The organism is Anabaena sp. FACHB-83, assembly GCF_014697485.1.
Taxonomy (GTDB): Bacteria; Cyanobacteriota; Cyanobacteriia; order Cyanobacteriales; family Nostocaceae; genus Nostoc_B.
Genome location: NZ_JACJRY010000051.1, coordinates 1 through 25780, shown reverse-complemented (window position 1 = coordinate 25780; position 25780 = coordinate 1). Strand labels below are relative to the sequence as shown.

Sequence of the window (25780 nt, the reverse complement as noted above, 5' to 3'; positions counted from 1 at the left end):
GTTTTTTTGTGCTTTCGCAATATTTAGATAAAGTTGTGATAAAAAATTTAATACAATACCTGAATGATTTTGGTTTACTGTTTCAAACACAAACTGCGATCGCTCTGACTAACTTTAGGATTTTTCTGCAAATAATCATGTAACAAATCGCAACCCCGTCTCAGCAAATTTTCGAGTTTAATATCTGCTAAAGTCCGAAAAACTACCATTCCTTTACCGCTACCTGCTGCCAGAGTTTTACCATCTGGGCTAAAATTCACACTCGTTAATTCTTCTTTATCACCTTTGAGTGCAATAAGTAATCTACCATCTCGGTTCCAGAGTTTGAGTTTATCTTCACTGGCTGCTACCAACATTTTGCCATCGGGACTAAAACTCACACTAATGAAGCTATCACCGTCTCCCGAAATATCATTGAGTAGTTTACCGTCTCGACTCCAAATTTTAACTGTGCTATCAATACTTGCGGAAGCTAAAGTTTGACCATCACTAGACCAAGCCACACCATTCACCGGACGATTATGACCTTTTAAAGTTTTTTGTGGTTTGCCGTCCCGACTCCAAATCATCACTGTTTTATCGTCGCTGGCGGAGGCTAACAATTGACCATCAGGGCTAAAATCTACCCAATTTACAGCGTCTTGATGACCTGTTAAAGTGTGCAGCAGTTTGCCATCCCGATTCCACAGCTTGACGGTTTGATCTTTACTCGCTGAGGCGATAACTTGACCATCGGGCGACCAAGCTACCGCCAATACTGTATCTTGATGACCTGTTAAAGTATGCAGCAGTTTACCGTCCCGACTCCACAGCTTGACGGTTTTATCTTTACTACTTGAGGCAATATTTTGACCATCCCTTGACCAAGCCACCCCCCAAACTTGACCTTTGTGACCTGAGAAGGTGCGTAAAATTTGCCCTTGGCTATTTAAGATTTTGACTGTGGAATCTCGACTGGCGGCGGCGATGTTGCGGCTATCAGGGCTAAAACTGATACTGGTAATCCAGTCAGCTTGGTCACTATTGGGGTTACGTAACAGCACATCATCCCAGCGCCAAAGTTTTACAGTTTTGTCCCGACTCGCGGAAATCACAGTCCGGCTGTCAGAACTAAAACTCACACTGTTTACCCAATTGTTATGACCCCGGAGAGTTCCCAACAGTAAACCTGTGGGACTCCACAATTTCACGGTTTGGTCGAGACTAGCTGAGGCAATTGTATGACCGTTGGGACTAAAACTGACGCTGGTGATTTCTGCTGTGTGACCAGAAAAAGTTCTGATGAGTTGACCTTGGAGATTCCAGAGTTTAATTGTTTGGTCTAAACTGCCAGAAACAAGGGTTTTACTGTCGGGCGACCAAGCTAGACTTTTGACAGCATCATTATGTGCTGGCCAAGTTTTGAGTAATTTACCTTCCCGGTTCCAAAGTTTGATAGTTTGATCAGCACTGGCTGAAGCGAGAATTTGATTATCTGGCGACCAAGCTACATCTAAAACAGAACTTTGATGTCCGCTTAAGGTGCGGAGTAATTTCCCGTCACGACTCCATAATTTTACGGTGTTGTCAGTGCTGGCTGAGGCGATAACTTGCCCATCGGGACTGAAACTCACGCTATTCACTACAGCCGTATGACCTTTGAGGGTGTGGAGTAATTTGCCTTCCCGACTCCATAATCTCACGGTCATGTCTTGACTACCAGAGGCGATAATTTGCCCATCGGGACTAAAACTAACACTGTTAACTATATCTTCATGTCCCAACAGAGTTTTGAGTAAAGTACCATCAGCCCGCCAGAGTTTAATTGTATTATCGGCGCTACCGGAGACAATTAAGAAGCGATCTCGGCTAAATACAGCACTATTCACCCCTCCGGTATGACTTTCTAACCTGTTAACCTCCCTGACACCTGACACTGCTTGGTATAACGCCGTTTGCACTTGCTGTTGTGTGGAGGGGTCTACCCAAATAGCCTGTTCTAATTTTCTCCCGGCTTTGATTCCTTCTTTTAACGCATCGATACCTTTTTGGGATGCAAATAAAGCTTCACTAGAAACACTCAGGGTTTTAATTTCGCTATCTAAAACGCTAATGATGGAAATTGACAAGCCAACAATTGCTAAAAATGCTACCGATAAAGCAACTTTCAAAGAACGGTTTAACCTGGCTTCGTTTAGCCTTTGTTTTTCTTGGGCGGCTGCGAGTTGCGCTGTGAGTTCCTTTTCTTTCAACACCGACCTTAATTGTTCAATTTCTAACTGACTTAATTCTTCACGCTTGCGTAATTCTCGTAATTCTGTAACTAAATCAAACCCTTGCGGGGGCGGAGATTCTGGGAGTCTAGCTTGTTGCTTTTTTTGGCGCAGTTCACTTTTGAGGCGTTCAATTTCAAATTCACTTTGATCCACTTTGCGGCGTAATTGATCAAGTTTGGCTTGTAAACTTGATTCTTGTTCTTGCAAGTACCGAATCAAATCTACTAAGTAATCATGAATGAGTTGATAGCGTTCCGGTACATCAGGAAATAACACAACCAAACCAGAACTAACTAAAATATTCAAGACTAATTCTAATTTACCCGCATCTTCTAATTCAGCAATTTCTGTAGTTAATTCGGCACGGGTTTTAAAAGGTCTTTGATTAGTTTCATCTGTGAGTAAATATAAAACTAATAACGCGGCGCGTTCATTTTCGTGGCCGCAATCTTTGATTAATTCTTTAATATACCGCTCAATCAGTTTGTTGGGGCGATATGGTTGATATTGGGCTAATGTATTAATCCGTTCATCTTGGAGTTGTGCGCCCACAACTTGTAATTCTATTGGTCGGACTTCGCCCAAATCTGCGGATAAATCTTCGACCAAAGCCTCGATTAACGCAGGTTCTAAACTCATCTGCGATCGCTCGGTTAATTTTTGAATAATTACCTTGGCATATTCGGGAGAAAAATTGTTTAATTGATATCGAATATTTTTATCGAGAATATTATAGTCAATTGCTTCTAAGGCAGCGAGATTTTTAAATTCCAGCAACCGATATAAATAATCTTCCCGGATGGAAAAGATGATTTTCACAAAGGAAACATTTAAACAATCTCGCAAAAATCTATCAAATTTTTGCCTCTCTGCTAACTGACTACAAGTAAAGAAAAATTCTTCAAATTGGTCAAAAATTAAAACTGTAATTAAATGTTTATTGGCATTTCCAGTTAATTTGGTCAAAATATCCGCAGTGGTGATGGGTATATTACTATCAGATGCGCTGACTTCTATGACTTCTTCTCGCTGAATGTGAGACATCGCCGCCGTTAAAGCTTTCCCAAATTCACGCACCCAATCTGTGTAAACTTGAATTACCACAGGCACGGCAATTTGGTCGCCGACGGTACGATTTTGTAAGGCTGGGACTAACCCGGCGCTAACGGTGGAACTTTTACCGACACCAGACTGACCGTGAATAATCATTAATTTTTGGTCAGCACGGCTAATTTTGCCAATTAAGTTATTAATATCGCCTTCTCGCCCGGAAGCCGCAATTTCTAAAGCAACGCTGCTAGTTCCCGAAGGTGACATCAAAGCGGGGTTAGTGGCTTGTCGTTGGGGTTGTAAACGTCCCGCGCCAATGAAAGCCCGAAAACCATATTGTTGTTCGACAGAACGCCGTTTTTGGCGGATAGTATAAGCTTCTGAATATCGCCCAGCCGCAAAGTAAAGCGATCGCAGTGTGCGTAATAAGCGAATATAACGATGGGCGTTATATTGATGGGCGCTATTTTCTAACGCATTTGGTAGGGCTTTTGCAGCTTTTTCTAAATATTCATTTGCAACTTTATGGTCGCCTAAACTTTGTTGAGCTTCGGCTAAAATTAAATAATAAATTTGCGCCAGTAATAAAGGAAATAAATATTGATGGGAAGCGCCTTGTCTTTGAGCTTCTCCTAATTTTAATAAAGATACATGGGCTAAAATACTAGCCTGCATCCACCGCGACTGCTGCAAAGCAACTTGGGCTAAAAAACCATAGTCACAAGCCAGTTGAATTTGACTACCATAAATTTGATGTAGTTCTAAAGATTTTTGCGCTACTGTCTGTAATTCTGACCACTCTTCTAAATGTTCTAAAACTTCTGCGAGTTGACTAATAAATTCGGCAACAATATCAAATCGTTGCGCCAACTCCAAAACATTACATGATTGTTGTAAATAAGCTTTCGATTCATCCCAACAACGACGATTTTCAATTTGATTTTGTTCGGCGAGGCGGATATAACACAAACCTAAATAATAAAGTAATACACCTTGACGGACTAAAGGTGAAGTATGATTACTGAGAATATCTAATTCCGTAGTCCAAGTATTGGGAATGGTGGAGAGAGAATTTTCAGTACGGTTTTCTAAGGCTAATTGTTGCCAAACTTTTAAACTTTGTTGAAAATGAGTTAAGGCTCGCTGAATGCGATCGCCCACATAATTATCCAAGCCAAACACAAACTCTAAACTGGCGTATAATTCTGGTTCTAAAGTAATTCCGCGATGACGTAATTCCTGAATGGCAAAATGCAGTTCATCGTTATGTTCCCAGATTTGCTCTAAGGTAGAATATTGCTCATTACCAGAATTATCTTGATGTTGTGTCGGTAAAACTGTTGCAAATAACGAGTCAGTTTCTTGGCGTAAAAAATCTTGCAGTTGTGTCGTTGTCATTTCAAAGCGAATTGGTGTCGCCGCCCAACTCGCAAAATCTGGTGCTAACCGCACGACTTTTTGCAATATTTCATCATTCACCCAAAAAATCATCGGGAATAGGTGACGTTTGGGAAATTCATCCCGAATTTGATTAATTGAACTGAGTAAATCATCAATATGTTCTACCGATTCTAAACCCAAAATATTCAATGCAGATGGTTGTGGTTCATCAGTCCGCAACTGGATATGAATTGTGCTGTAAAGACTTCTCGCATTTTGGGGAATCACGAGTTTCTGGACTGGACTTGATGCAGATGCTTCTATTTGTTGGAGGATTTGCGTTTGTAAAACCCGATAGTTACAACAAACCAACACTACAGAAAATTGTCCCCGCGATAGGGAAATTGCTCTGCTTAAACTGCGTAAAGCCCGCTTGTTAGCTGATTTTATATCTGCTTGTGAATCTTCAACCATGATTGAAATTTTTGTGTCTCAGCGATAACTGGGTTGACAGCAAACCAAGCACCTCGATGGTCACGATATTCAAAGACAAATAAACTGCGTAAAAGAGCGTGATAGGCGATGTCACCACCAACTCTTTGCTGTTCTACCACCTGAAAAATTAGTTCCCATTCATGGGGGTCAATGGCGTGGGCGCGGTAGTCTCGTTGACGTTGAATTACTAGTTCTACACAGTCACGCTCAAAAGGTGGATCTTGTTCTCTTAAGCAGTCAAACAGCAACCCCAGTAAATCCCGGACATGACCACCGCTAATTAAGCACAATCGATCCAAAGTTTCCAGGTTATCAAATATCTCTGTAACTAAGCTTAAGCGATCGCTCACTTCAATGTCAGGAAAAGCTCTGGCTAAGACCATTTGTCGCATCAGTGATAGCCCTTGGTTAAATATTTCCCCAGAACGCAAACGTACAGGGATCATCGGTAAAACCTTGGGCGCAACCCCACCACCCAAACGATGTTGCAGTTCGGCGCTATCGTTAGAAAAAATTAACGACAAAGGGATAGTGTAAACTAAATGACATGCTAGTTTACGTAATTGTTCGCCACGTTCAATAAATAAGTATTCTGGCAGCGATCGCCCCGATGGTAAAGGCCGAATTGCGACCCTATCCAAGTTATCAACAATGACCACTAGACCTTTCTTACCTTGATTTTTTAGTTCGTTGTTGGCGCGTTCTAGGAGTTCTTTATTGATGGACTGCAAAATATTTTGGGTACGCGGTTCGAGATAATCTCTTAACCGTCGCCGCAGTTGGGGACTTTCTTTGGTTTTGGCGGTGATTTTCGCTATCCCCACAGATAATTCTGCTTCTACACCAAAGTCAATTGGTGTTTGTAAAAAATCGACAACTTCTGTAAATAATTTCGTGAAGTAACTCGGCTTGAGGCGGATTTTTTTCGCTTCCAGACTTTCGCTCACCTGTCCTGCGATCGCCAGTAAAATATCTGTTACATCCACATCCGCCATTTCTAAGACATGGGTAGACTCAAAATAAACTACATGAAATTTCTGCTCTTCTAACTCGGCTTTCAACCGCAATAATTCCGTCGATTTACCACAACCCAAATGTCCCGTAAACAATTGACAAGTGGGAGTATCAGGAGAAATTCGCGTAATTGTCCGCAGCAGAGCCTCAATAATTTTGCCGCCCCGCACCGCCGCAAAATCGATATAATAACGGCGATCGCTTGCATCTCCCATGACCAGAGGGCGACTAGGATTGCAAGCCTGATAAAATCTTTCTAAATCTAAAGGCATAATTAATTTTATTTACTCTGGGAACAATCAGGGAGAGTGCAACCTGCTCAATAAATATATTTATCTTGATTAATTTATGTCGTGTGCAACTTTCTCTTAAACCTAACCCCCAACCCCTTCCCTACGTTCGCGCAGCGTGTCGCAGACAGGGAAGGGGAGCAAGACTCAAAGCCTCTCTCCGCGTCGGGGAGAGGTTTGGAGAGGGGTTTAAAAAATAAGTTGCACATCGTGTTAATTTAGGTATTTATACAATAAGAATTACTGAATAATCCGACTGTAATTAGGATTTTTTAAGTTAATTTATATTTATTTTTTTTATATCACATAGTCGCAGCAAATTGAGGTCAATCACACAAATTCCATCCGCGTTCATCCGCGTGCATCTGCGGTTAATTATTTTTTCCTGTACCTCACAGAGTCGACAACCACGATATATTTTTCTTCAATACAAATAGATCCCCGACTTCTTCAAGAATTCGGGGATCTGCTTTTCCATCGCATATTTTAATCAACAGTTGGATAAAACCAATCCCGTAAACATCAACTGCGCTTTTTCTGCAACTTTGTTAATCTATCTTTTAACACCAGTTCGCGTTTCGTGTCTTCTAGAGTATTGGCGATCGCAATTGCTCGTTCGTAAAAATTCTTGGCTGTGGCATAATTACCTAACCGCTCATAGAATGCCGCATAAGATTCAAATGATTTTAACTGTTCTGGCAGATTTTGTAATTCTTGGGCGATGACTAAACGTTCTTGGAGTAATTCAAAAGCGCGTTCATTGCGTCCGACAGAAGTATGCGCCTTGACTAAACCATCAATGGCGCGTAATTGAATATTGCGATCGCCATTCAGTCTCGCCAACCGCATTGCTAACCCATAAGCACCGATGGTATCGGGATAATTCCCCGCCGCCAGATAAGCATCACCTAAATTATTCAGAGTGTTGGCTTCCCCAATCGGATCATTTTTTTGGCGGCGATAACTTAAAGCAGTTTCATAAAGTTTAATCGCCTTGTTATAATCACCCAGTCTGGCAATAACTAAACCTAAATTGCTCAAAGAAAGTCCTTGTCCTTCGATATTGTTCACACCTTGAGCGATAGTTAATGCTTCTTGCACAGCTTTTCCGGCGGCGACAGTTTCCTCTTTTTGCAGAAGAATTGCGGCAATATTATTTAAGGCAAAAATTTGGGCTTGAAAATCTTTGCTATCCCGTGCGATCGCTAATCTTCGGCGTAAAGCGTCTTCCCCTTCTTTGTAACGCTCTTGTTGAATATAAGCTTTAGCTAGTAATTCATAAGTTAACCCGGTAGCTCTGACATCACCAATGGAATGATAAATCTCTAAAGCTTGTAAGCAAGAGTCAATAGTTTTTGCTGCATTACCTGAGCGATATTGCTGTTCACCAATCCGCAGCAAACTATCAGCTTCATCTCTGTCATATTGCCAACTTGAACTGTTTACAGGACGATGAAGTTGTTGAGTAATATCACTCGCATTGGCCACAATTGGAGTTAATAAAAAAGTCAACAGTAAAAAGAAAAAACTAAAAAATGGGAAATGATCACCCCGCCGCCCAGTAGTGATACCTTTAAGCAGCCAAAATTCGTAGCTTCTAGAATTTAAGGTGTGAGCAGATGGGAAAAAATGCCGTTGCTGCATAAAACTTACCTGTGGAAATTCGGCTTAAAGTATAAAGTTTCAGTAAAAGTTTTATTTTGTGCGGCATAATTACCAATAACACCAGCAATATTACGTAGTTGATGATAGAACCAAATCTTCTCCCAGGTATATAGAGCGGATGTCAGCAGGTAATTTAGCCTCTAGCATACGATAGCCTTCCTGGAGAAAATTGGCTACTTCGGCAGGGGCAATTCTTTCACCTTCCGCTTGCAAATAAGCTGCAATTCTGGTTTCACTCCAATGGAAAGTTTGTGCCATCAACACCATCAAACGTAAAATCGGGGGTAGCTGGTCTAAAGCTTTTTCCACATAACACCATAAAGGCGGCGAAGTGGCTTGCAGCGAATAATGAATGGCTTCCGTAGGTGGAAGTTCAATCTCGTTAATACAAAAAGCTGTGATGTTAATTAGCCAATTTTGTAAGGTTAAACCTTCTTGTCCGGGTTGGGGGTTTTCTAAATCCAGTCCGCCCAGTTCGTAATAGATATGTCGCCAAGTCAGGGCAAACAGATAATCTGCCTGGACAGGCGATCGCGCTGAATGTTGAATTAAAGTATATACAATCGGGCTGTAACGACAAAAAATCACCGTGAAATACTTGCCAGCCTCTGGATATCGTTGAAATAGACTCAGCAGTTCCTGGTCATTGTGATGAAACAGCGACTTAACTAGCGGGTGATTTGTTTCGGGAAAATGAGGAATTTGCATAAGCCTTTTCGCTAAGAGTTGTTAAGATTAATGTTTATAACAATAGCCCCAGAGTGCAAACCGTAAAATTTTCGTTTATGTCTGTTTGCTGTCCCAGATCAGACCACTTTAGTATTGATACACTAAAGACAAGGACTTAATATTAGTCTCTATCAATAAAAATAAAAGCGGCTCCCTTATACAATCTTCAATTTGTTCATGGTTATAGCAGCTAATGTAATGCAGTTTTTACTTGCCCCGTTGACTTTTGGCTCATTTTTACCATCCCTGCCTTTAGATAGTCTGTTTTCGACTCAAGGCATTATGGTCATGCTGCTGGCGGCTTATGCTGGTGCGATGTGGATGTTTCTCAGCAGTGCGCCCAAAGTTCACACAGTGATGGTGTCAGATTTGGAAATTGCTCGACAGTTGTACGAAGGGCTACTCGATTTACCAGCCGCAGAAGTGCCTCTGCACTACTACTACAACTATGAACAAACCATCGGCACAACAGCGATAGATCCTTTGTATATGTCCGCCAGTCCTAGTTGGTCGGGCAAAACAATGAACAATGCCAACGAAGGACTCTGGTATCAACTGAAAAAGAATACCCAGCTACACGTCATTACCGGAGCGAGTTTAGGCAGCAAAAATCAACAGCGTCACGTTTGTTTTGACCGTGACTGCTTAGAAATGATTTTATTGCGGGTAGAAACCCGTGGTTTAAAATTTAAAATTCGCAACCAAAAGCCTTTAAATTTCTTAATTAAAGACTATGAAGGGCGGATTATTGAACTCGCTGAAGTAGCGAATTAATTAGAGAAGTGAAAAATTGAGAAAAAATGTAGAGACGTAGTAATGCTATGTCTCTACATTTATTTTGGGTCACTGCAAAATAATAGTAAGTTTTTCAAGACTTTTTTGATTAATGTTAGTATTTGCACTACAGCCTTTACTCGTCTGTTGAGGTACAAATTTATCTGCGTCCATCTGCGGTTAATTATTCTTGCTTCCATTTGCGGAAGAGTGTCTTCAATTTGTTGCTGAAGGTCAGCATTTCGTTTCACAAATTTACAGAATGCTCACTTAAATTTCGGCGTTAAAACCAGAAGTCTCATTCTTCTTCTTGGTTCAAAGATTCGCGCAATTGAGCAATTACACTTTTGGCTGATAGAGGCTGAAAACTACCTCCACTGAAATCAGCTAAACTTTGTTGAGTATCCGCAGCAATTTCATCTTGACGGCTTTGGTGGTGGCGATTTTGGAGAATTTTAATGAACATTTCTTGTTGCTCGTAGGGTAATTGCAAAGCGGTTTCCAGCACTTGGTCAAGGGTAATCATCATCAAAGCTGCTTGTGAAACTGAGTTGATTGAAACGCTTATTTTTAAGTAGGTGACTGATTCAAGATTACTTCTTACATTGGCAAACCTAATGCTTGAGTAATCAAGGGTAGCAGTTTTGCACAAGATTCAATAAGTTGAGTAGCTTTTGGAACAGCATCAACAGTAGCTTTGAGGATTTTAATAGCTCTACGTCCAATAGTTTCCTTATCTGCCTTAGAAGGATGTTTTGCCAATTCAGCAAGAGTTTTGATCTGTTCAAGCGCATCAGCCTTATCTAAATCATTCAGTTCTGAGGCTTCAATATTTTGTTGCAGTTCTTCAAGATAATTTTTCAGCTTAGATTCATCAGAAGTGGCGTTAGGAGACAATTGATTAATTGTGTTAGTAACAGTTCCACTTAAATCTCGCAAGTTGACAACAGAGTTGGTAGCGTTAATGCTTAAACTTTCACCAACGCTAATAGATTGACTTTGCTCTGGACTGTTATTCATAACTTTTGCAGTGGTTTGGAAACTAATTGGACGATTGGCAAGAGAATTGATTACTGCCCACATATTTACACTTTGTTCACGATAAATACTGATTTCACTCTCTTTTGCTTCTAGTTGCACCTTGTATTGAGCTTCAAGAAATTTTAATTCTGACTTATACTGGTGCATGAAATCAGAATGAATTTTGCTTTTGTTGATTTCTGATGATGCATTGACCCGAACGATGATTACGCCGTCCCCTTTATTCTCGATACTTTGAACAGTGAGTTCAGTACCTTCATTGTCAACTTGAACTTTGTTAAACGCCGCAATAAAAGCTTTCCAATGAACGCCATTTTGAAAAATGAGATCAATAGTACTAAGAACTTCCTGAAAAAGCTTGGTAAACTCACCAGGAGCAAACTCACCACTGTTGGGGCGACGCTCTTGCTGTTCTGTGAGGAGGTAGATGTACTGGCAGTTAATATCATCAAGTTTAGTTGTTACATCAATATTCCAATTTTCTATACACGCTCCAGTCATATAAGACCTAGAGAAATCAGTGCCAATAGCCTTTATTTCTGTAAGATTTGCGTTTTGCAGGTCTGCATTCATGAGAATAGCATTGCTAATATCTGCTTCTCTGAAGTCAGATCCATTCAGTTCAGCTTTAACAAGGTTAGCTCCATTTAGATATAAAGCAGAGTATTTTTGGTTAATACCTTTTCCTGTAATAAGGAGTTGACGAACCTGAGCATTGTCTAAGATCGAATTTCCCAAACGAGCTGTATCAAGTTCTTTAACACCTCGCCAGCAGGCATGAGTAATAATTGTATTTTGCTTACGAGAACGGTGAAAGTTCGTGTTCTTCAATCTAGCATTAGTAAAATCGGCGTTAGTTAAATCAGCACCAGCAAAAGAAGTTGCTCCGACTGTTCTATAGGTAACACTAACAAAACGAACAAGAAAAAATCTTCTATCTCCGCGAAGAGCCTTGTTTGCCATGAGGAAATAGAGCAGAAAGTTAATTACTGTTGCGCTAGTTACAAATATAAAGGAAATTACCAGGAAATTAAATTTTATTGTTAATCCTAAATCTTTATACACATCCAGAGGTATATATTGTAACAAAAATTCAATACTACCCAATAACAACAGTACTGTTACTAAACCCATTAATGAGCCAGTTACCATCGTTTTGCCTGCACCCATTCCTGCTGCACCAAATATAACTGTTAGTACCATCCCACCAGTGCTAATAAGTGATGGTGCAAGCATCCATAAGAAAAATACAAATACTATAAATATGTCAGCTTTAAAGAACAGAAGGGATGAAGATAAAGCAGACAATAACATTACTTGAATTAGTATTGGTAAAGTAAAGCCTTCACGAACAAAACCGAATATGATGAACTCAGTAATTGCCAAAATACTAAAAGAAACTATACAGCCTTTTATGTCTGGGGATATTAATAATGGAAATAATGTAATAACTATGTTAGATAGTAGTATGGGAAAGTTTAAAATAATTGATAAGATAAAAGCAGCGATAAACTTGATGGCTATCCATCGTTTTTGTACTCCTGCTATTGCTCCTCTAAAACTCGACATCTGCAAAATACAATTGCTAAAATCTGCACCCCTAATATCTGCATCACTAAAATCTGCACCTGTCAGGTCTTGACCACTAAAGTTACGCCCGCGTAGGTTTTGACCAGAAAAATTCTTCATAGAAGTAGAAACGGGTAATTTTAAACTTACGGGGAATAGTAGCCTGAATTTTTTTACCTTAGCTTCACTTTTCTTGCCCGTACTTGTTAATCAAATGCCAGGCAAGCTATAAATAATAAACACTACCAATTAATATCTTTCAGGTATTACCCCCACCCAGTAACACAAAACAGCACAACTATTTGTTACACAGAAATTTTCCGTGTATCGTCTTCATAAATTGTAATAGAAGTATCCCCGATCAAAAATCTAGGGAAAGCTTCTTGTTTAGACCTTTTTTAGATATTATACAGAATTTTTCCACATAATCACCTTTCTGGGGTAAATTATGTGGAATTTTGACCTAATATCCCTTGAGAAATCCGTGTAAAATCCCTTGCTATTTAATTAACGATAATCTGGGGTTTGAATATTCCGTAGACGGGCAGCATCACGCATACCATAATCAGCGCGGGTAAAGCGATTTAATTGCTGTTCAAAAAACTCACGATTGGCTTGCAAATGTTTAGGATTAGGGTCATCTAAGGGATATAAAAGTGCAGTTCTTAGGGCTTGAATAACGGCAGAAGTAACGTTATACATTGAGCGTTGGAAACTAATACCCAACTGAATCAACATATCGTCTTCACCACGGCAATGTTGTTTGTAATAATCAACAAGATATTGTGGTAAAAAGTGCAACATATCTTGCATTAATAATGTTGGTGGAATACCAGCAGTTCCCACAGGAAAGACATCGGCGTAGAGAATGCCGTAGTGGAAATCTTTTTGGTCATCTGGCACTTGTCCGGCTTGGGCGTTGTAAGATTTTGTGCCTCTGAAGGGGGCGGTGCGGTAGAATACAGCTTCTACGTAGGGTAATGCTGCTTCGTACAGCCAGGTGAAGCCTTTTGATTTGGGGATAATTTCGTAGCATTCGCCACGGATATAAACATGATGGTAAATGGGACGACCTGCGATCGCAAATATGCCATTGACCAAAAAGTTCATTGCGTCAGGTACACCCTTAAACCCACCTTCGTCGTAGATGTCGGACATTTCAAAGAATACCGGGGCCATGACTTCCCAGAACAAGCCGAGGTTAGAGTAGTAGGACATCTGGCGGCACTGTTCCAAAAACATATCAGGAAACAGTTTGTACAGTCCCAGCATTACGGGGTTGCCTTGGAAGTAAGCTTTAATTGCCCTGTCGGCGTTGGCTTTGTATTCTTCGGAGTCGAGATACGCATCAAATTGATTGACTGGCGCATACATCTGTCTATGCCAAAGCATTGCCCGCATACAAGCTTCCGCAAATTCCATGTTGATGCGATCGTGGAATAAGTGATGCAATAATTTTGGCATTTTCAAGGTTTCACCCTTTTCCATAAATGCCAAAAGTTCAGGATGGGCTGTTGCTTCACCACGCCAAATTCTTAAATCAGCAGTATCGCCAGCGTAATGATTATGCAGGTCTAAATACTCTTTGGGTAAGAAGTATTTAAAAAAGGCAAATGGCTCTAAAAATACCTGTTCAGCTATATATAATAAGTCACGCCAGTAAAAATCCATCGGGACAGCGTAAGCTTTATAAATCCCGATGATTTGCATTAAGTTTTCTGGCGTGTCTGGTAACATTGAACCGCCAGCTTCTAAACGATGAATTACTTCCGCAAATTCATGTTTTGAAGGTGGGATTTTAGTAACAGGTTTTTCTGGAGTTTGTACCATATTGGTTCCTGGATATTAAATGTATTTTTAGACAGTAGAAATATCGGTTTTTTGTAATTGCTGACGTATTTTTAAAGCATGAAAAATACTCAAAACATCATGCGTCCACACTGGCAATATTAACGTCATCGCAATTTCTTCGATGCTGTAAATAGTTCCGGCAATACAAGTTAGCCATAAAGTTATGCCAGCGTAGTTAAATCCAAACAATGCCACAATGGCAATAAATAATGTAATTCCCCAAAACTTAGCTGAGTAAGTGTGATAGCTGGCGGGTTTACCATATTTAATTAAGTTCACTATCCACCACACAATTTGAGCAAAAATCACCATCAATAAAGGAAGGCAATAAGCTATCAAAATATCTTGGTATCCCAGCCAAGCACTTAAAAAGATACAACTAAAAAGGCAGGTATCAGCCCAGCTATCAGCTTGTCGCAATTTGGCATTGCTAACACCAAGTCGCCGGGCAATAATGCCATCAAAAATGTCGGAAAGAAAAGCAGCAGTAAAACCTACTAAAAACCAAATACTCGTATCACCATCCCAAGCATCCCACAGGAGGAAGGGTGCTATTAAGAAGCGGAACATTACAAGACCACTGGGAATTAAGGTGAGATTCATATTTTCTCCTGTATCGGTTGCGTAATTCTCTTTTTACTTCAACGCAACCTGAGAAATTACGGTTTTTTCCGCAGGGGTAATTGCTGCTACCATTGCCGTGGTTGTGGTTTCACTCCAGCGCACTAACCAAGTAGGTTGGACTCCTAAAAAGATGATGAGGACTGCCAAAATTAAGGCTGGTACTTTCTCTGACCACAAAACTTTGGGATAGTAGGCTAAATCATTGTCGAGTCTACCAAAACAGGTGCGGTTCAGCAGGATGACGAAATATACCGCCGTTAAACCACTGGCGACAACGCATAATATTGTCGGAATGGGGAAAACAGAGAAACTGCCCTGAAAGACGATAAATTCAGCGATAAATCCTGTTAAACCGGGAATACCAGCACTAGCCATGCCACTTAATACAAGTAAGGCACTAATTAAAGGTATGCCACGAATTGGACTCATTAAACCGTTGAGTTTGTCTAACTCGCGTGTGCCGGCTTTAGCCTCCACGACTCCTACCAAATGGAAGAGAATGGCAAGGATGATACCGTGGCTGAACATTTGGGAAACTGCACCAACTAGGGCGAGGGAAGTACTAGCAGCACTGGCAAGCAATACATAGCCCATGTGACCGATAGAACTGTATGCTACCATCCGCTTGATATCTTTTTGGGCGATCGCTACTACTGCCCCATATATCGCGCTAATTGCCCCCCAAATTGCCAAGGTTGGGGCAACAGTACTCCAAGCGTTGGGGAACATCCCCATGCCAAACCGCAATAAACCGTATGTTCCCAACTTTGCCAATACACCACCTAACAAAATGGCGATGGGTGCGGAAGCTTCCACATAAGCATCAGGTAGCCAAGTGTGGAAGGGAACGAGAGGAATTTTGATGCCAAAACCAAGGATAATTCCTGCTAGTAACAGCAGTTGCAGTCCAGCAGACAGGGTTTGAGTGGAGACAGCATCAAAGGCAAAGCTTGTGGAACCTGTCAGCCACACCATACCTAAAAAGGTGGCTAAAATTAATGCGCCGGAAACCGCCGTGTAAATTAAAAATTTAATGCCAGCGTAAGCCCGTTTTTCGCCGCCCCAAATTGAAATTAATAAATAAAAGGGAATTAATTCTAATTCGTAGAACAGGAAAAACAACAGTAAGTTTTCTGCCAAAAAAGCACCAGCAACGCCGCCACTTACTAACAAAATCATTGAGTAAAATAGGCGGGGTCTTTCTGTATCTTTGCTGCTGCTGTAAATAGCAATCCAAGTCAGGAGGCTATTCAAAATCAACATTAATATTGATAGCCCATCCACTCCTAATTGATAACTTAAACCGAGGGTTTCGTTCCAAGGTAGATATTCTTGAAACTGCATCCCAGGAGTGCTGAGGTCAAATTTAAATAGGATGAATAGATTCCACAACAGGATTAAACCAGATATGGTAAGGGCTACCAAGCGCACGCGATTTGGTGGAATAGCATTACTAGGCCAAAACCCAATAATTAAAGCAGCGATGATTGGTGTCCAGATTAAAACACTCAGCATGGTAATTTAGGGATTTATAACCACAGATGACAAATGACTAAAACATTAACTCTAGAAACTGTACGCCCCAGTATGGCCATGTCACCCAAGCGCCTAAAAGACCAACGCCTAAAAGGACTGTGAAGGCGTAAGTTTGGGTTTGTCCAGAGGTGCTATATTTCAAGCCTTCGCCACCGAGGAGGGAGAACAACCCAACAAAGTTAACAATGCCATCTACTACGAAGCGGTCAACCATATCAGCAAATTTTGCCAGTTGGGCAACGCTGAAAATGATGGTTAGGCGGTAGAGTTTGGGGGTGTAAAAGTCGTAAGCTAACAAGTCTTGCAAACCTTTCCAAGGTAGGCGGACTGGTTTGGGAATGTTGCCAAGATAAATTACGCCACCGACGCTACAACCAAAAATACTCGACCAAATTAGTAGGAGTGCAACATCTTTATTGAGGCTTGCCCAGTCGGGTAAGAGTGATAAGCTTTGCAACACTAAAGGTAAATGGAGGACAAATCCGAATAAAATCACCATTGGCAACACCATCGGCCAGTGAACTTCTGGCGATCGCTCACTCATTTGCTTAGGTTTACCACCAAAAATCAAGCCAAATTCTCTAGCTAAACTAACGGCTGTTAATGCGTTAACTGCTATAACTATCCCAACTAGCCAAGGTTGAGTTTCCCATAACCCATCGGCTAATTTCATCAATGCCCAGAAACTACCAAGGGGTGGAAACCCAATTAATCCTAATGTGCCGATAATAAACGCTAAACCAGAGATGGGACGACGTGACCATAAACCACCTAGTTGGGTGACATCCTGGCTGATGCTATTCCAAATCACGCCGCCAGTACTCATTACTAACAAGGCAGCAGATAAGGCATGGGTAAGTACTAATAACAGTGCAGCATCATCTTGCTGTGTGCCTACAGCGATGAACACTAAGCCCATGTAAGCACTCACAGAATAAGATTGGCAGCGTTTCACGTCAATTTGTGCGATCGCAATTAACGAAGCACCAATAGCTGTTACTGCCCCAATCGCTACCATCACAGTAGAAACTAGGGGTGATAAAGTTAACACGGGTTGCAGTTTAATCAGTACCCATGCACCACTGGCTACGACTACCGAGTTCCGCAAAATTGTACTGGGAACAGGGCCTTCCATCGCTTCATCTAACCACAAGTGCAGGGGGAATTGGGCGCATTTACCCATCGGCCCGGCAATTAAGGCTAAACCCACTAAACTAATTACTGTCGGGTCAACTTCCGCAGTTTTCGCCCATACAGCCAGTTCGTTGTAATCCCAAGTTCCCGCCAGAGGCCATAAACCTAAAACCCCAATCAGCAGAAACAAGTCTCCTACCCGTTTGGTTAAGAAAGCGTCTCTCGCACCTGTTACCACCAAGGGTTGACTAAACCATAAACCTACTAACAGGTAGGTTCCCAAGGTGAGGACTTCGAGGATTACATAACTAAAGAACAAGTTATTACATAAGGCAAGGGCGCACAATCCCGCTTCAAATAGTCCTAATAAAGAATAGAAGCGTCCCCAACCCCAATCCATTTCCATGTAACCAATAGCGTAAATCTGTGCTAACAAATTTAAACCACTGATTACTACTAACGCGCCTACACTAATTGACGAAAGTTCAACAGCAATGGTCAAATCTAAACCTGCTGTTGATAGCCAATGAATAAATACTTCTTGGGGTGGATGATTCCAAGTTGCTTGTAAGGCGATCGCACTATGGACAAACGCCAAAAATGTCATTACTAAATTTACATAACCTGCTGGCCTTGGCCCAGTTTTGCGGATGATCCCCGGCGACCAAGGTACGGCTAAAAGCCCACCAATTAAGGCATATAAAGGAACTAGCCAAACAGTCTCTAGTAGAAACTGAGCCATGAAAATACCCCTAGATTTAAACAGAAATTAGTGTTTTGGCACCAAATTGCTTTGATCCCGCCACTATGCACTATTCAAAAACGCAAGTTTATATTTGCTTAATTTTGTTAGATTAAGCTTACCGTTATCTGAGGCAAAAGGGAATTAGTTGATTAGATAAATCAGCGATAATTACTCTAATTAATTCTTATATATCTATGGATTGAATTAATAGATGATAACTATTGATTTATGTCTATGGTTTTCTATACATAAACCAATATATAGGAATACGGTTTGATTCCTGAATCTAGTTGTGTAAGCAGGGAGTAGGGAATGGGGAGTAGGGAAGACGGCTGATCTGGCTGTACTGATTTTTTTCAGAAATCAAATATGAGTCCTATAGTAATTATTACTCATTTCCTGGGATAAAACTAGTTTGTGTATAAAAAAGTACAAATATAAACAACTTTTTCACCTACTTTTCACACTTCAGACTTCTTTTCCCCAATTCGCAAACCCATAATAATTAAGTCCCGTTCGACCCCATCTAGTTCTGCTACTTGCGGTAAATATCCCCAACGTTGAAAACCTAATGTTTCAAACAGCTTGAGGCTGGGGTGATTATGGGCGAAGATAAAGCCTAAGAGCGTTTTTAAACCTAAATTGGGGCTTTCGGAAATTGCAAGGCTTAACAGTCGTCGTCCCAAACCGCAATGATGAAAAGTTGGGGCGATATAAATACTAATTTCGGCAGTAGCTTGATAAGCTGGGCGACCGTAAAATGATTGGAAACTCAGCCAGCCAGCAATTTTGCCTTCTTGTTCAATTACCCACAAAGGGCGAAAATGAGGCGATCGCCCATGAAACCAAGTGCGCCGACTTTCCACAGATACAGGTTCTAAATCAGCAGTAGCGAGACGGCTAGGAATTGCCGCATTATAAATAGCTACGATCGCAGGTAAATCAGCTTCAGTCGCATGGCGGATAGTCATCGCTACCGTGTCGGAAAGGATATTGTAGAAAATATTCAAAAATCATACAGTGTTCATCGAAAGAATTCTATGCCTGATTTAGTACTAGTTGGTGGTGGTCATAGTCATGCGATCGCCCTCAAAATGTTTGGGATGAAACCACTACCAGGAGTACGTTTAACTTTAATTACCCCAGCATTAGACACACCTTATTCAGGAATGTTACCCGGACACATTGCTGGATTATATAGTTACGATGAGTGCCACATTAATTTGTCAAGATTAGCTGACTTTGCCCATACACATTTATATGTAGACCGAGCCATTGGTTTAGATTTAGAAAATCGTCAAGTAATTTGTGCTAATCGTCCGCCGATAAATTTTGATGTACTGTCTATTGATATTGGCAGCACTCCCGCGACAATCTCTGTACCAGGTGCAGCCGAATACGCTATTGCAGCTAAACCAGTAGCCAAACTCCTAGACTGTTGGTATAAACTACTGCAAAATGTTCACGAAAATCCTCAGCAGCAACTCAAAATAGCAATTGTCGGTGGTGGTGTGGGTGGCGTAGAATTAGCACTCGCAATGCAAGCACATTTACAGCAAATCTTGATTGCGAACCAGCAACCAGTTCAAAATCTGGAAGTTCATTTATTTCATCGCCATCAGAAAATTTTGCCGCATAATCATCACTCAGTGCAGCGTCAAGTAAAACAAGTTTTAACTCGTCGAGGTATTAAGCTGCATCTAGGCGAGTCTGTTTCTCAGATTACACAGATAAATCAAGAATTATTAGCAGTCAAATCTGAATCGGGGCTAGTGGTAGAGTGTGACAAAGTTTTTTGGGTAACACAAGCAGCAGCAGCAGACTGGTTAAAAACTACCGGACTCGGAACTGATTCACAAGGCTTTATTTTAGTTAACGACACCTTGCAATCTCAAACCCATCCGCAGGTATTTGCTGCTGGTGATATTGCCACAATGGTAAATCATCCACGTCCCAAAGCTGGTGTATTTGCAGTGCGTCAAGGTAAGCCGTTATTTGAAAACTTGCAACGAATGATTTTAGGCAAACCGCCCAAAGCTTACATCCCACAGCAACAATACTTAAGTTTAATTGGTACAGGGGACAAAAGAGCGATCGCTACCAAAGGCGCATTCACCTTACCACCCCACCCTTTACTATGGTGCTGGAAAGATTGGATTGACCGCCGCTTTATGCAAATTTTGAGTGTGTAAGCGCAACACAGAGTAAGATATTATGAACTATAACTTTCTCGTTGACCCCAACAGTTAGCAAATTCATCTGCTTTTTATATCTGCATTCTTAAAAAATGTATTGATTAACACTTTGAACAGTTACATTTGCATGGTCAAATAAAAATGATTTAATAACTAACTTTTTGGCATTTCTCATAACTACATAAATATTTCTAATGAACACTGCCTTTCTTCGTACCACAGCATTACTACCCATTTGCGCTTTATTTTTCACTGCCTGTAGTAGCTCTACCATTAGCACAAATCCGGCAAATAATAATGCAACTCCACAAACATCAACAGTTATTCCTATAGGGATTGCTGTAGCCCAAACCAGTAATGTTGCTTTACTTGGACAAGAACAAGTAGCTGGCGCTAAAATTGCTGAAAAATATTTTAACGATCAAGGTGGAATTAATGGTACACCTATTAAATTAGTCTTTCAAGATACTGCTGGCGATGAAGCTGGTACAATTAACGCCTTTCAAGCATTAATTAATAAAGATAAAGTTGTGGGGATTGTCGGCCCGACTTTATCACAACAAGCCTTTAGTGCTAATCCCATTGCTGAACGGGCTAAAATTCCTGTACTTGCACCCTCAAATACAGCCAAAGGTATACCAGAAATAGGTGATTATATTGCGCGGGTTTCCGCACCAGTTTCTGTAGTAGCACCAAATTCAATTAAAGCTGCGCTCAAGATAAATCCTAACATTAAAAAAGTTGCTGTTTTCTTCGCGCAAAATGACGCATTTAGCAAATCAGAAACCGAAATTTTTCAGCAAACAGTTAAAGAACAGAATTTAGAACTAGTTACAGTCCAAAAATTCCAAACTAGCGATACAGATTTCCAAAGCCAAGCCACCAATGCAATTAACCTCAAACCAGATTTAGTAATTATTTCTGGGTTAGCTGCTGATGGTGGTAACTTAGTTAGACAACTGCGAGAATTAGGTTATAAAGGCTTAATTGTTGGTGGTAATGGTCTTAATACATCTAATATTTTCCCAGTTTGTAAGGCGCTTTGCAATGGTGTACTAATTGCTCAAGCATACAGTCCAGAACATCCTGGCGAAATTAATACTAAATTTCGTCAAGCATATCTAGACCAATTTAAAAAAGAACCACCACAATTTAGCGCCCAAGCATTTGCCGCAGTTCAGGTATATGTAGAAGCCCTAAAATCTTTAGATCAAAAAAGTAAAGTTAATAAGTTAGAATTACCAGCATTGCGGACTGAATTGAACAAACAGCTACTGACTGGTAAATACAATACACCCCTCGGAGAAATTGCTTTTACACCCATAGGAGAAATAGTACAAAAAGATTTTTACGTAGCTCAAATCAAAATGGAAGCAGATGGTAGTAAAGGTAAGTTTACATTTTTGAAATAGTAGCTACATGGATATTAGTCTGTTTTTTCAGCAATTGTTAAATGGGTTATCTATCGGCAGTGTCTACGCAATTTTTGCTTTAGGATATACCCTCGTTTATTCGATTTTAGGCATCATTAATTTAGCTCATGGTGCAATTTTTACCCTTGGCGCGTATTTCACCTACGCACTCATGGGTGGAACTTTTGGGTTTAACGGCTTGCTGGCGAATCTGACCCTACCTGTACAATTACCATTTGCCATATCCTTAACTATTGGCAGTAGCCTAGCCGGATTGGTAGGAGTTGCAATGGAACGTGTTGCTTTTTTACCTTTACGCCGCCAAGGATCTGACCCTTTATTAACTGTTGTTTCTAGTTTAGGTGTTGCAGTAGTAATTGTTAACTTAATTCAGTATTTAGTAGGTGCAGAAAGTTATACATATCCCGCTAATACTTTTGGTAATTTACCACCTGCAATTAACTTCGGCACTGTCGAAAAACCAATTCCCATTCGCACTGTGCAGATATTAATTTTTGTGGTGTCAATGGTAATTGTGGCAATTCTTACCTATTTTATTAATCGAACTAAATATGGTAAGGCTATGCAAGCGATCGCCGAAGATGCAACTACAGCTAGTTTACTAGGAATTAACAGCGATCGCTTTATTGTTTTGACATTTTTCATCAGCAGTTTCTTAGCAGGATTAGCCGGAACATTGGTAGCATCCAGCGTGAGTATTGCAGGGCCATACTTTGGGATCGCCTTTGGTTTGCGGGGTTTAGCCGTGATCGTCTTGGGTGGTTTGGGTAGTATTCCTGGTGCAGTTTTAGGAGGATTACTCATCGGCTTAGTAGAAGCTTTTGTCCCCGCCGAATACTCTGGTTACAAAGATGCTGTAGCATTTGGCATATTGTTTATCATGCTATTAGTTAGACCTCAAGGTTTACTTGGTCGGCGGTTCGTTCAGAAAGTCTAATAAATTCTGCATTCTGACAATTTATGGCTGAATTTTTTTCAACTTATGGTTCACTAATTGTCTCAATGGTGCTAGGAGCATTATTAGGACTTTCTTTGTACCTACCTTTAATGACTGGACAATTATCTTTAGCCAGTCCAGGATTTTATGCTTTAGGTGGATATATTGCAGCGATTTTATCCACAAAAGTATTTACATCCAGTAGTAATTTATTTCCCCTACATTTACTTTTATTGGAAATGTTAATCGCTGGCTTGGTGTCCGGGATACTGGGTTTATTAGTAGGTATTCCAGCATTAAGGTTACGGGGAATTTATCTAGCGATCGCCACCATTGCTTTTGTTGAAGTTCTGCGAGTTCTATCGTTAAATTTAGAAATTACAGGCGGTGCTGTCGGGATTTTTGGTATACCCCAACCCTTCCAAACACAAATCGAATACCTCTGGATTGCGTTACCATTGCTCTTGATTAGTATGATCTTGTTTTATCGGTTAGAAAGAGTCAGAGTTGGTAGAGCATTTACAGCCATCCGCGAAGATGAATTAGCTGCCGGTGCAATGGGAATTAACCCAACTTATTACAAAGTCTTAGCCTTTACTTTGGGGGCAATTCTAGCTGGTATTGTAGGTGCAATTAGCGCCCATTTTCTCAACACCTGGAATGCGAGGCAAGGCACATTTGATGCCAGTATTATTTACCTAACTTTTGTCTTAATTGGTGGTTCCAGAACTTTTTTAGGTTCAGTTGTAGGTGGTATGGTATTTACAGCCCTACCAGAAGTTTTACGCGGTATCGCCGACTCAGGTATTTTTCCTGGTTGGTTAAGTTGGTTAGCCCAATTCCTCCGAGATGGTAGATTAATTATTTTTGGTTTACTCATAGTCATAGGTACTATCTTTTTTCCTCAAGGTTTAGTCACACCCGATATTTTTAAAATGGGTAAAGTCAGAAAATAATTTAAATATAAATATGTCTGAAATTAATTCCTCAGATAACAGTAAATGTATATTAGAAGTAAACTCACTCACGCGCCGCTTTGGTGGTTTAATTGCAGTAAATAATGTCTCTTTTAAAGTTAATCAACATGAAATTTTTGGCTTAATTGGCCCTAATGGTGCAGGAAAAACAACTTTATTTAATTTAATTACAGCCATGATTCCACCTTCTGAGGGTGGATTGATTTATCAAGGTCAAGAAATTGCTCAACTGCGACCCCATCAAATTGCAGCTTTAGGTATTGCGAGAACCTTTCAGAATATTCGCTTATTTGGCGAATTATCAGCCTTAGAAAATGTTATCATTGCTCGACATCTGCATACTAAAAGTAATATGATTACAGGAGTTTTGGGACTACCACCCGCTCCTACTGAAGAAAATCAAAGTAAGCAAAAAGCTTTAGAATTATTAGAATTAGTTGGGTTGAGCGATCGCACAGCAGAAAAAGCTAAAAATTTCGCTTACGGTGATCAACGTCGTTTAGAAATAGCCCGTGCTTTAGCCTTAGAACCACAAATCTTGCTTTTAGACGAACCAGCAGCCGGGATGAACCCCAGTGAAAAACAGCAACTGAGCGAATTTATCCGCAATATCCGCGATCGCTTCAACTTAACGATCATTCTGATTGAACACCACGTACCATTAGTCATGGGTTTGTGCGATCGGATTGCTGTATTAGATTTTGGTCAATTAATTGCTTTGGGTGAACCGGCTGTAGTCAGAAATAATCCAGCAGTCATCGAGGCTTATTTAGGAAATGAATAACATTAGTTGGCATAGCCACCCAACTCAGTTACTTGAATTGAGGTGACTAAGATTTGCCAAAAACTAAATATATAGGACTCATATTTGATTTCTGAAAAAATCAGTACACTCAGATCAGGCTTCTTTCCTACTCCCGACTCCCCATTTCCTATTCCCTACCTACACAAATAAATTCAGAAATCAAACCGGATTCCTATATATAGTTTTGCAGTTGGAATAACTCACACTGCGGTTTTCTTCAACAAAGGATAACCCAGATTTTCTCGCTGTTCTACATATAGTTGTGCGACTTTTCGCGCCAAATGACGAATCCTCGCAATATAGCGAGTTCTTTCCGTTACCGAAATTACTCCTCTCGCATCCAGCAAATTGAAAGTATGCGAACACTTCATCACATAATCCAAGCTTGGTAAGACTAACCCACGTTCTGTTAACTGATTAGCTTCCTGCTCATACAAATTAAACAGTGTGAGCAGCATCTCAGGATTTGATGCTTCAAAGTTGTAAGTACTCTGCTCAATCTCATTTTGCAAGAAAACATCCCCATAAGTAATGTCATCTGTCCATTGAAGCTTGACAATTGCTTCCACTTGCTGGAGATACATCGCTAACCGCTCTAATCCATAAGTAATTTCAATTGATACAGGCTTACAGTCTATACCGCCGCACTGTTGGAAGTAGGTAAATTGAGTAATTTCCATTCCATCTAACCAGACTTCCCAGCCAGTTCCCCAAGCACCTACCGTTGCATCTTCCCAATTGTCTTCCACAAACCGAACATCATGATCTTCAGGGCGAATACCCAAAGCCCTCAAAGAATCAAGATAAATCTCTTGAATGTTATCTGGTGAAGGCTTAATTAAAACTTGGTACTGATAATAATGTTGGAAACGGTTAGGGTTTTCGCCGTAACGACCATCTGTGGGGCGGCGACATGGTTCAATATAAGCCACAGCCCAAGGTTCTGGCCCCAACGCCCTTAAAAATGTATGGGGATTCTTAGTACCAGCACCCTTCTCAATGTCATAAGGCTGGGCGATCAAGCAACCGCGATCGCTCCAAAATTGATGTAGTGTGGCTATTACTGACTGAAAATTCACGCTCTACCCTTCCTTTCTCTGTACAGTGCATTCACTATTGTGGACTAGAAAGCCTATGAGTAGAGAGTTCCAAGGAGAGAGAAAAATTTTTTTAGAGAAGAGGTTGACAGTGAGGGGAAGGTTAGTTATATTGGATAAGTGCCTGAGAGAGGGGGCGCTGCAAAGCGAAGCTCGCTCGAAGGGAACCGAACCATGAAAAGAT

The 25780-nt window shown here is 40.7% G+C and carries 18 protein-coding genes; 6 read left to right on the top strand and 12 right to left on the bottom strand.

Features of this window, described 5'->3' with window-relative positions:
• Nucleotides 1-74 precede the first annotated feature (74 nt).
• The 4 genes from H6G79_RS31035 to H6G79_RS31020 form a co-directional block, all read right to left on the bottom strand.
• Nucleotides 75-5159, bottom strand: a complete 5085-nt coding sequence (locus tag H6G79_RS31035; RefSeq protein WP_190594223.1) for an eIF2A-related protein — start codon at nt 5157-5159, stop codon at nt 75-77.
• Nucleotides 5132-6466, bottom strand: coding sequence for a P-loop NTPase fold protein (locus H6G79_RS31030; protein WP_190594222.1), 1335 nt, complete (start codon nt 6464-6466; stop codon nt 5132-5134). Before H6G79_RS31030 ends, H6G79_RS31035 begins: the two co-directional genes overlap by 28 nt.
• Before the next feature lie 540 nt (nt 6467-7006).
• On the bottom strand, nt 7007-8128 hold the full coding sequence (locus H6G79_RS31025) for a tetratricopeptide repeat protein (RefSeq protein ID WP_190594221.1): 1122 nt from the start codon (nt 8126-8128) through the stop codon (nt 7007-7009).
• A 90-nt stretch (nt 8129-8218) separates the two neighbouring features.
• Complete coding sequence (locus H6G79_RS31020) at nt 8219-8857, bottom strand: sigma-70 family RNA polymerase sigma factor (protein WP_190594220.1); 639 nt, start codon at nt 8855-8857, stop codon at nt 8219-8221.
• 198 nt (nt 8858-9055) lie between these two features.
• Between H6G79_RS31020 and H6G79_RS31015 the strand changes: the two genes are divergently transcribed.
• Nucleotides 9056-9652 carry a glyoxalase-like domain protein gene (locus tag H6G79_RS31015; protein WP_062294779.1) on the top strand — a complete coding sequence of 199 codons (597 nt, stop codon included), beginning with the start codon at nt 9056-9058 and terminating at the stop codon, nt 9650-9652.
• Nucleotides 9653-9950: 298 nt separating this feature from the next.
• Here H6G79_RS31015 and H6G79_RS31010 read toward each other — a convergent pair whose 3' ends face one another.
• From H6G79_RS31010 to H6G79_RS30980, 7 genes are all read right to left on the bottom strand, one after another.
• The gene (locus tag H6G79_RS31010) at nt 9951-10181 is read right to left on the bottom strand and encodes a hypothetical protein (RefSeq protein WP_242048646.1); all 231 of its coding nucleotides are present in this window, start codon (nt 10179-10181) and stop codon (nt 9951-9953) included.
• 71 nt (nt 10182-10252) lie between these two features.
• Nucleotides 10253-12382, bottom strand: coding sequence for a pentapeptide repeat-containing protein (locus tag H6G79_RS31005; RefSeq protein WP_190594219.1), 2130 nt, complete (start codon nt 12380-12382; stop codon nt 10253-10255).
• Nucleotides 12383-12769: 387 nt separating this feature from the next.
• A complete protein-coding gene (locus H6G79_RS31000; RefSeq protein ID WP_190594218.1) occupies nt 12770-14092 on the bottom strand; it encodes a CO2 hydration protein in 1323 nt (440 codons plus the stop codon).
• 27 nt (nt 14093-14119) lie between these two features.
• Nucleotides 14120-14716 carry a CDP-alcohol phosphatidyltransferase family protein gene (locus H6G79_RS30995; RefSeq protein WP_190594217.1) on the bottom strand — a complete coding sequence of 199 codons (597 nt, stop codon included), beginning with the start codon at nt 14714-14716 and terminating at the stop codon, nt 14120-14122.
• Between the two features lie 33 nt (nt 14717-14749).
• The gene (locus tag H6G79_RS30990; protein ID WP_190594216.1) at nt 14750-16252 is read right to left on the bottom strand and encodes an NADH-quinone oxidoreductase subunit M; all 1503 of its coding nucleotides are present in this window, start codon (nt 16250-16252) and stop codon (nt 14750-14752) included.
• A gap of 37 nt (nt 16253-16289) precedes the next feature.
• Nucleotides 16290-18149 (bottom strand): NAD(P)H-quinone oxidoreductase subunit F, encoded by a 1860-nt coding sequence (locus H6G79_RS30985; RefSeq protein WP_190594215.1) that lies wholly within the window; start codon nt 18147-18149, stop codon nt 16290-16292.
• Between the two features lie 464 nt (nt 18150-18613).
• Nucleotides 18614-19123, bottom strand: a complete 510-nt coding sequence (locus H6G79_RS30980; RefSeq protein WP_190594214.1) for a GNAT family N-acetyltransferase — start codon at nt 19121-19123, stop codon at nt 18614-18616.
• Nucleotides 19124-19192: 69 nt separating this feature from the next.
• Here H6G79_RS30980 and H6G79_RS30975 point away from each other — a divergent pair, with 69 nt between their 5' ends.
• The 5 genes from H6G79_RS30975 to H6G79_RS30955 all read left to right on the top strand — a co-directional run bounded on the left by H6G79_RS30975 (nt 19193) and on the right by H6G79_RS30955 (nt 24478).
• The gene (locus H6G79_RS30975; RefSeq protein ID WP_190594236.1) at nt 19193-20344 is read left to right on the top strand and encodes an FAD-dependent oxidoreductase; all 1152 of its coding nucleotides are present in this window, start codon (nt 19193-19195) and stop codon (nt 20342-20344) included.
• Between the two features lie 197 nt (nt 20345-20541).
• The gene (locus H6G79_RS30970; protein WP_190594213.1) at nt 20542-21759 is read left to right on the top strand and encodes an ABC transporter substrate-binding protein; all 1218 of its coding nucleotides are present in this window, start codon (nt 20542-20544) and stop codon (nt 21757-21759) included.
• A gap of 7 nt (nt 21760-21766) precedes the next feature.
• Nucleotides 21767-22717, top strand: a complete 951-nt coding sequence (locus H6G79_RS30965) for a branched-chain amino acid ABC transporter permease (RefSeq protein ID WP_190594212.1) — start codon at nt 21767-21769, stop codon at nt 22715-22717.
• A gap of 23 nt (nt 22718-22740) precedes the next feature.
• A complete protein-coding gene (locus tag H6G79_RS30960) occupies nt 22741-23673 on the top strand; it encodes a branched-chain amino acid ABC transporter permease (RefSeq protein WP_190594211.1) in 933 nt (310 codons plus the stop codon).
• 13 nt (nt 23674-23686) lie between these two features.
• Nucleotides 23687-24478 carry an ABC transporter ATP-binding protein gene (locus H6G79_RS30955; RefSeq protein WP_190594210.1) on the top strand — a complete coding sequence of 264 codons (792 nt, stop codon included), beginning with the start codon at nt 23687-23689 and terminating at the stop codon, nt 24476-24478.
• A gap of 221 nt (nt 24479-24699) precedes the next feature.
• Here H6G79_RS30955 and glyQ read toward each other — a convergent pair whose 3' ends face one another.
• Entirely contained in the window at nt 24700-25578 is an 879-nt protein-coding gene (gene glyQ / locus H6G79_RS30950) for a glycine--tRNA ligase subunit alpha (RefSeq protein ID WP_190594209.1), read from the bottom strand.
• Nucleotides 25579-25780: the final 202 nt, after the last annotated feature.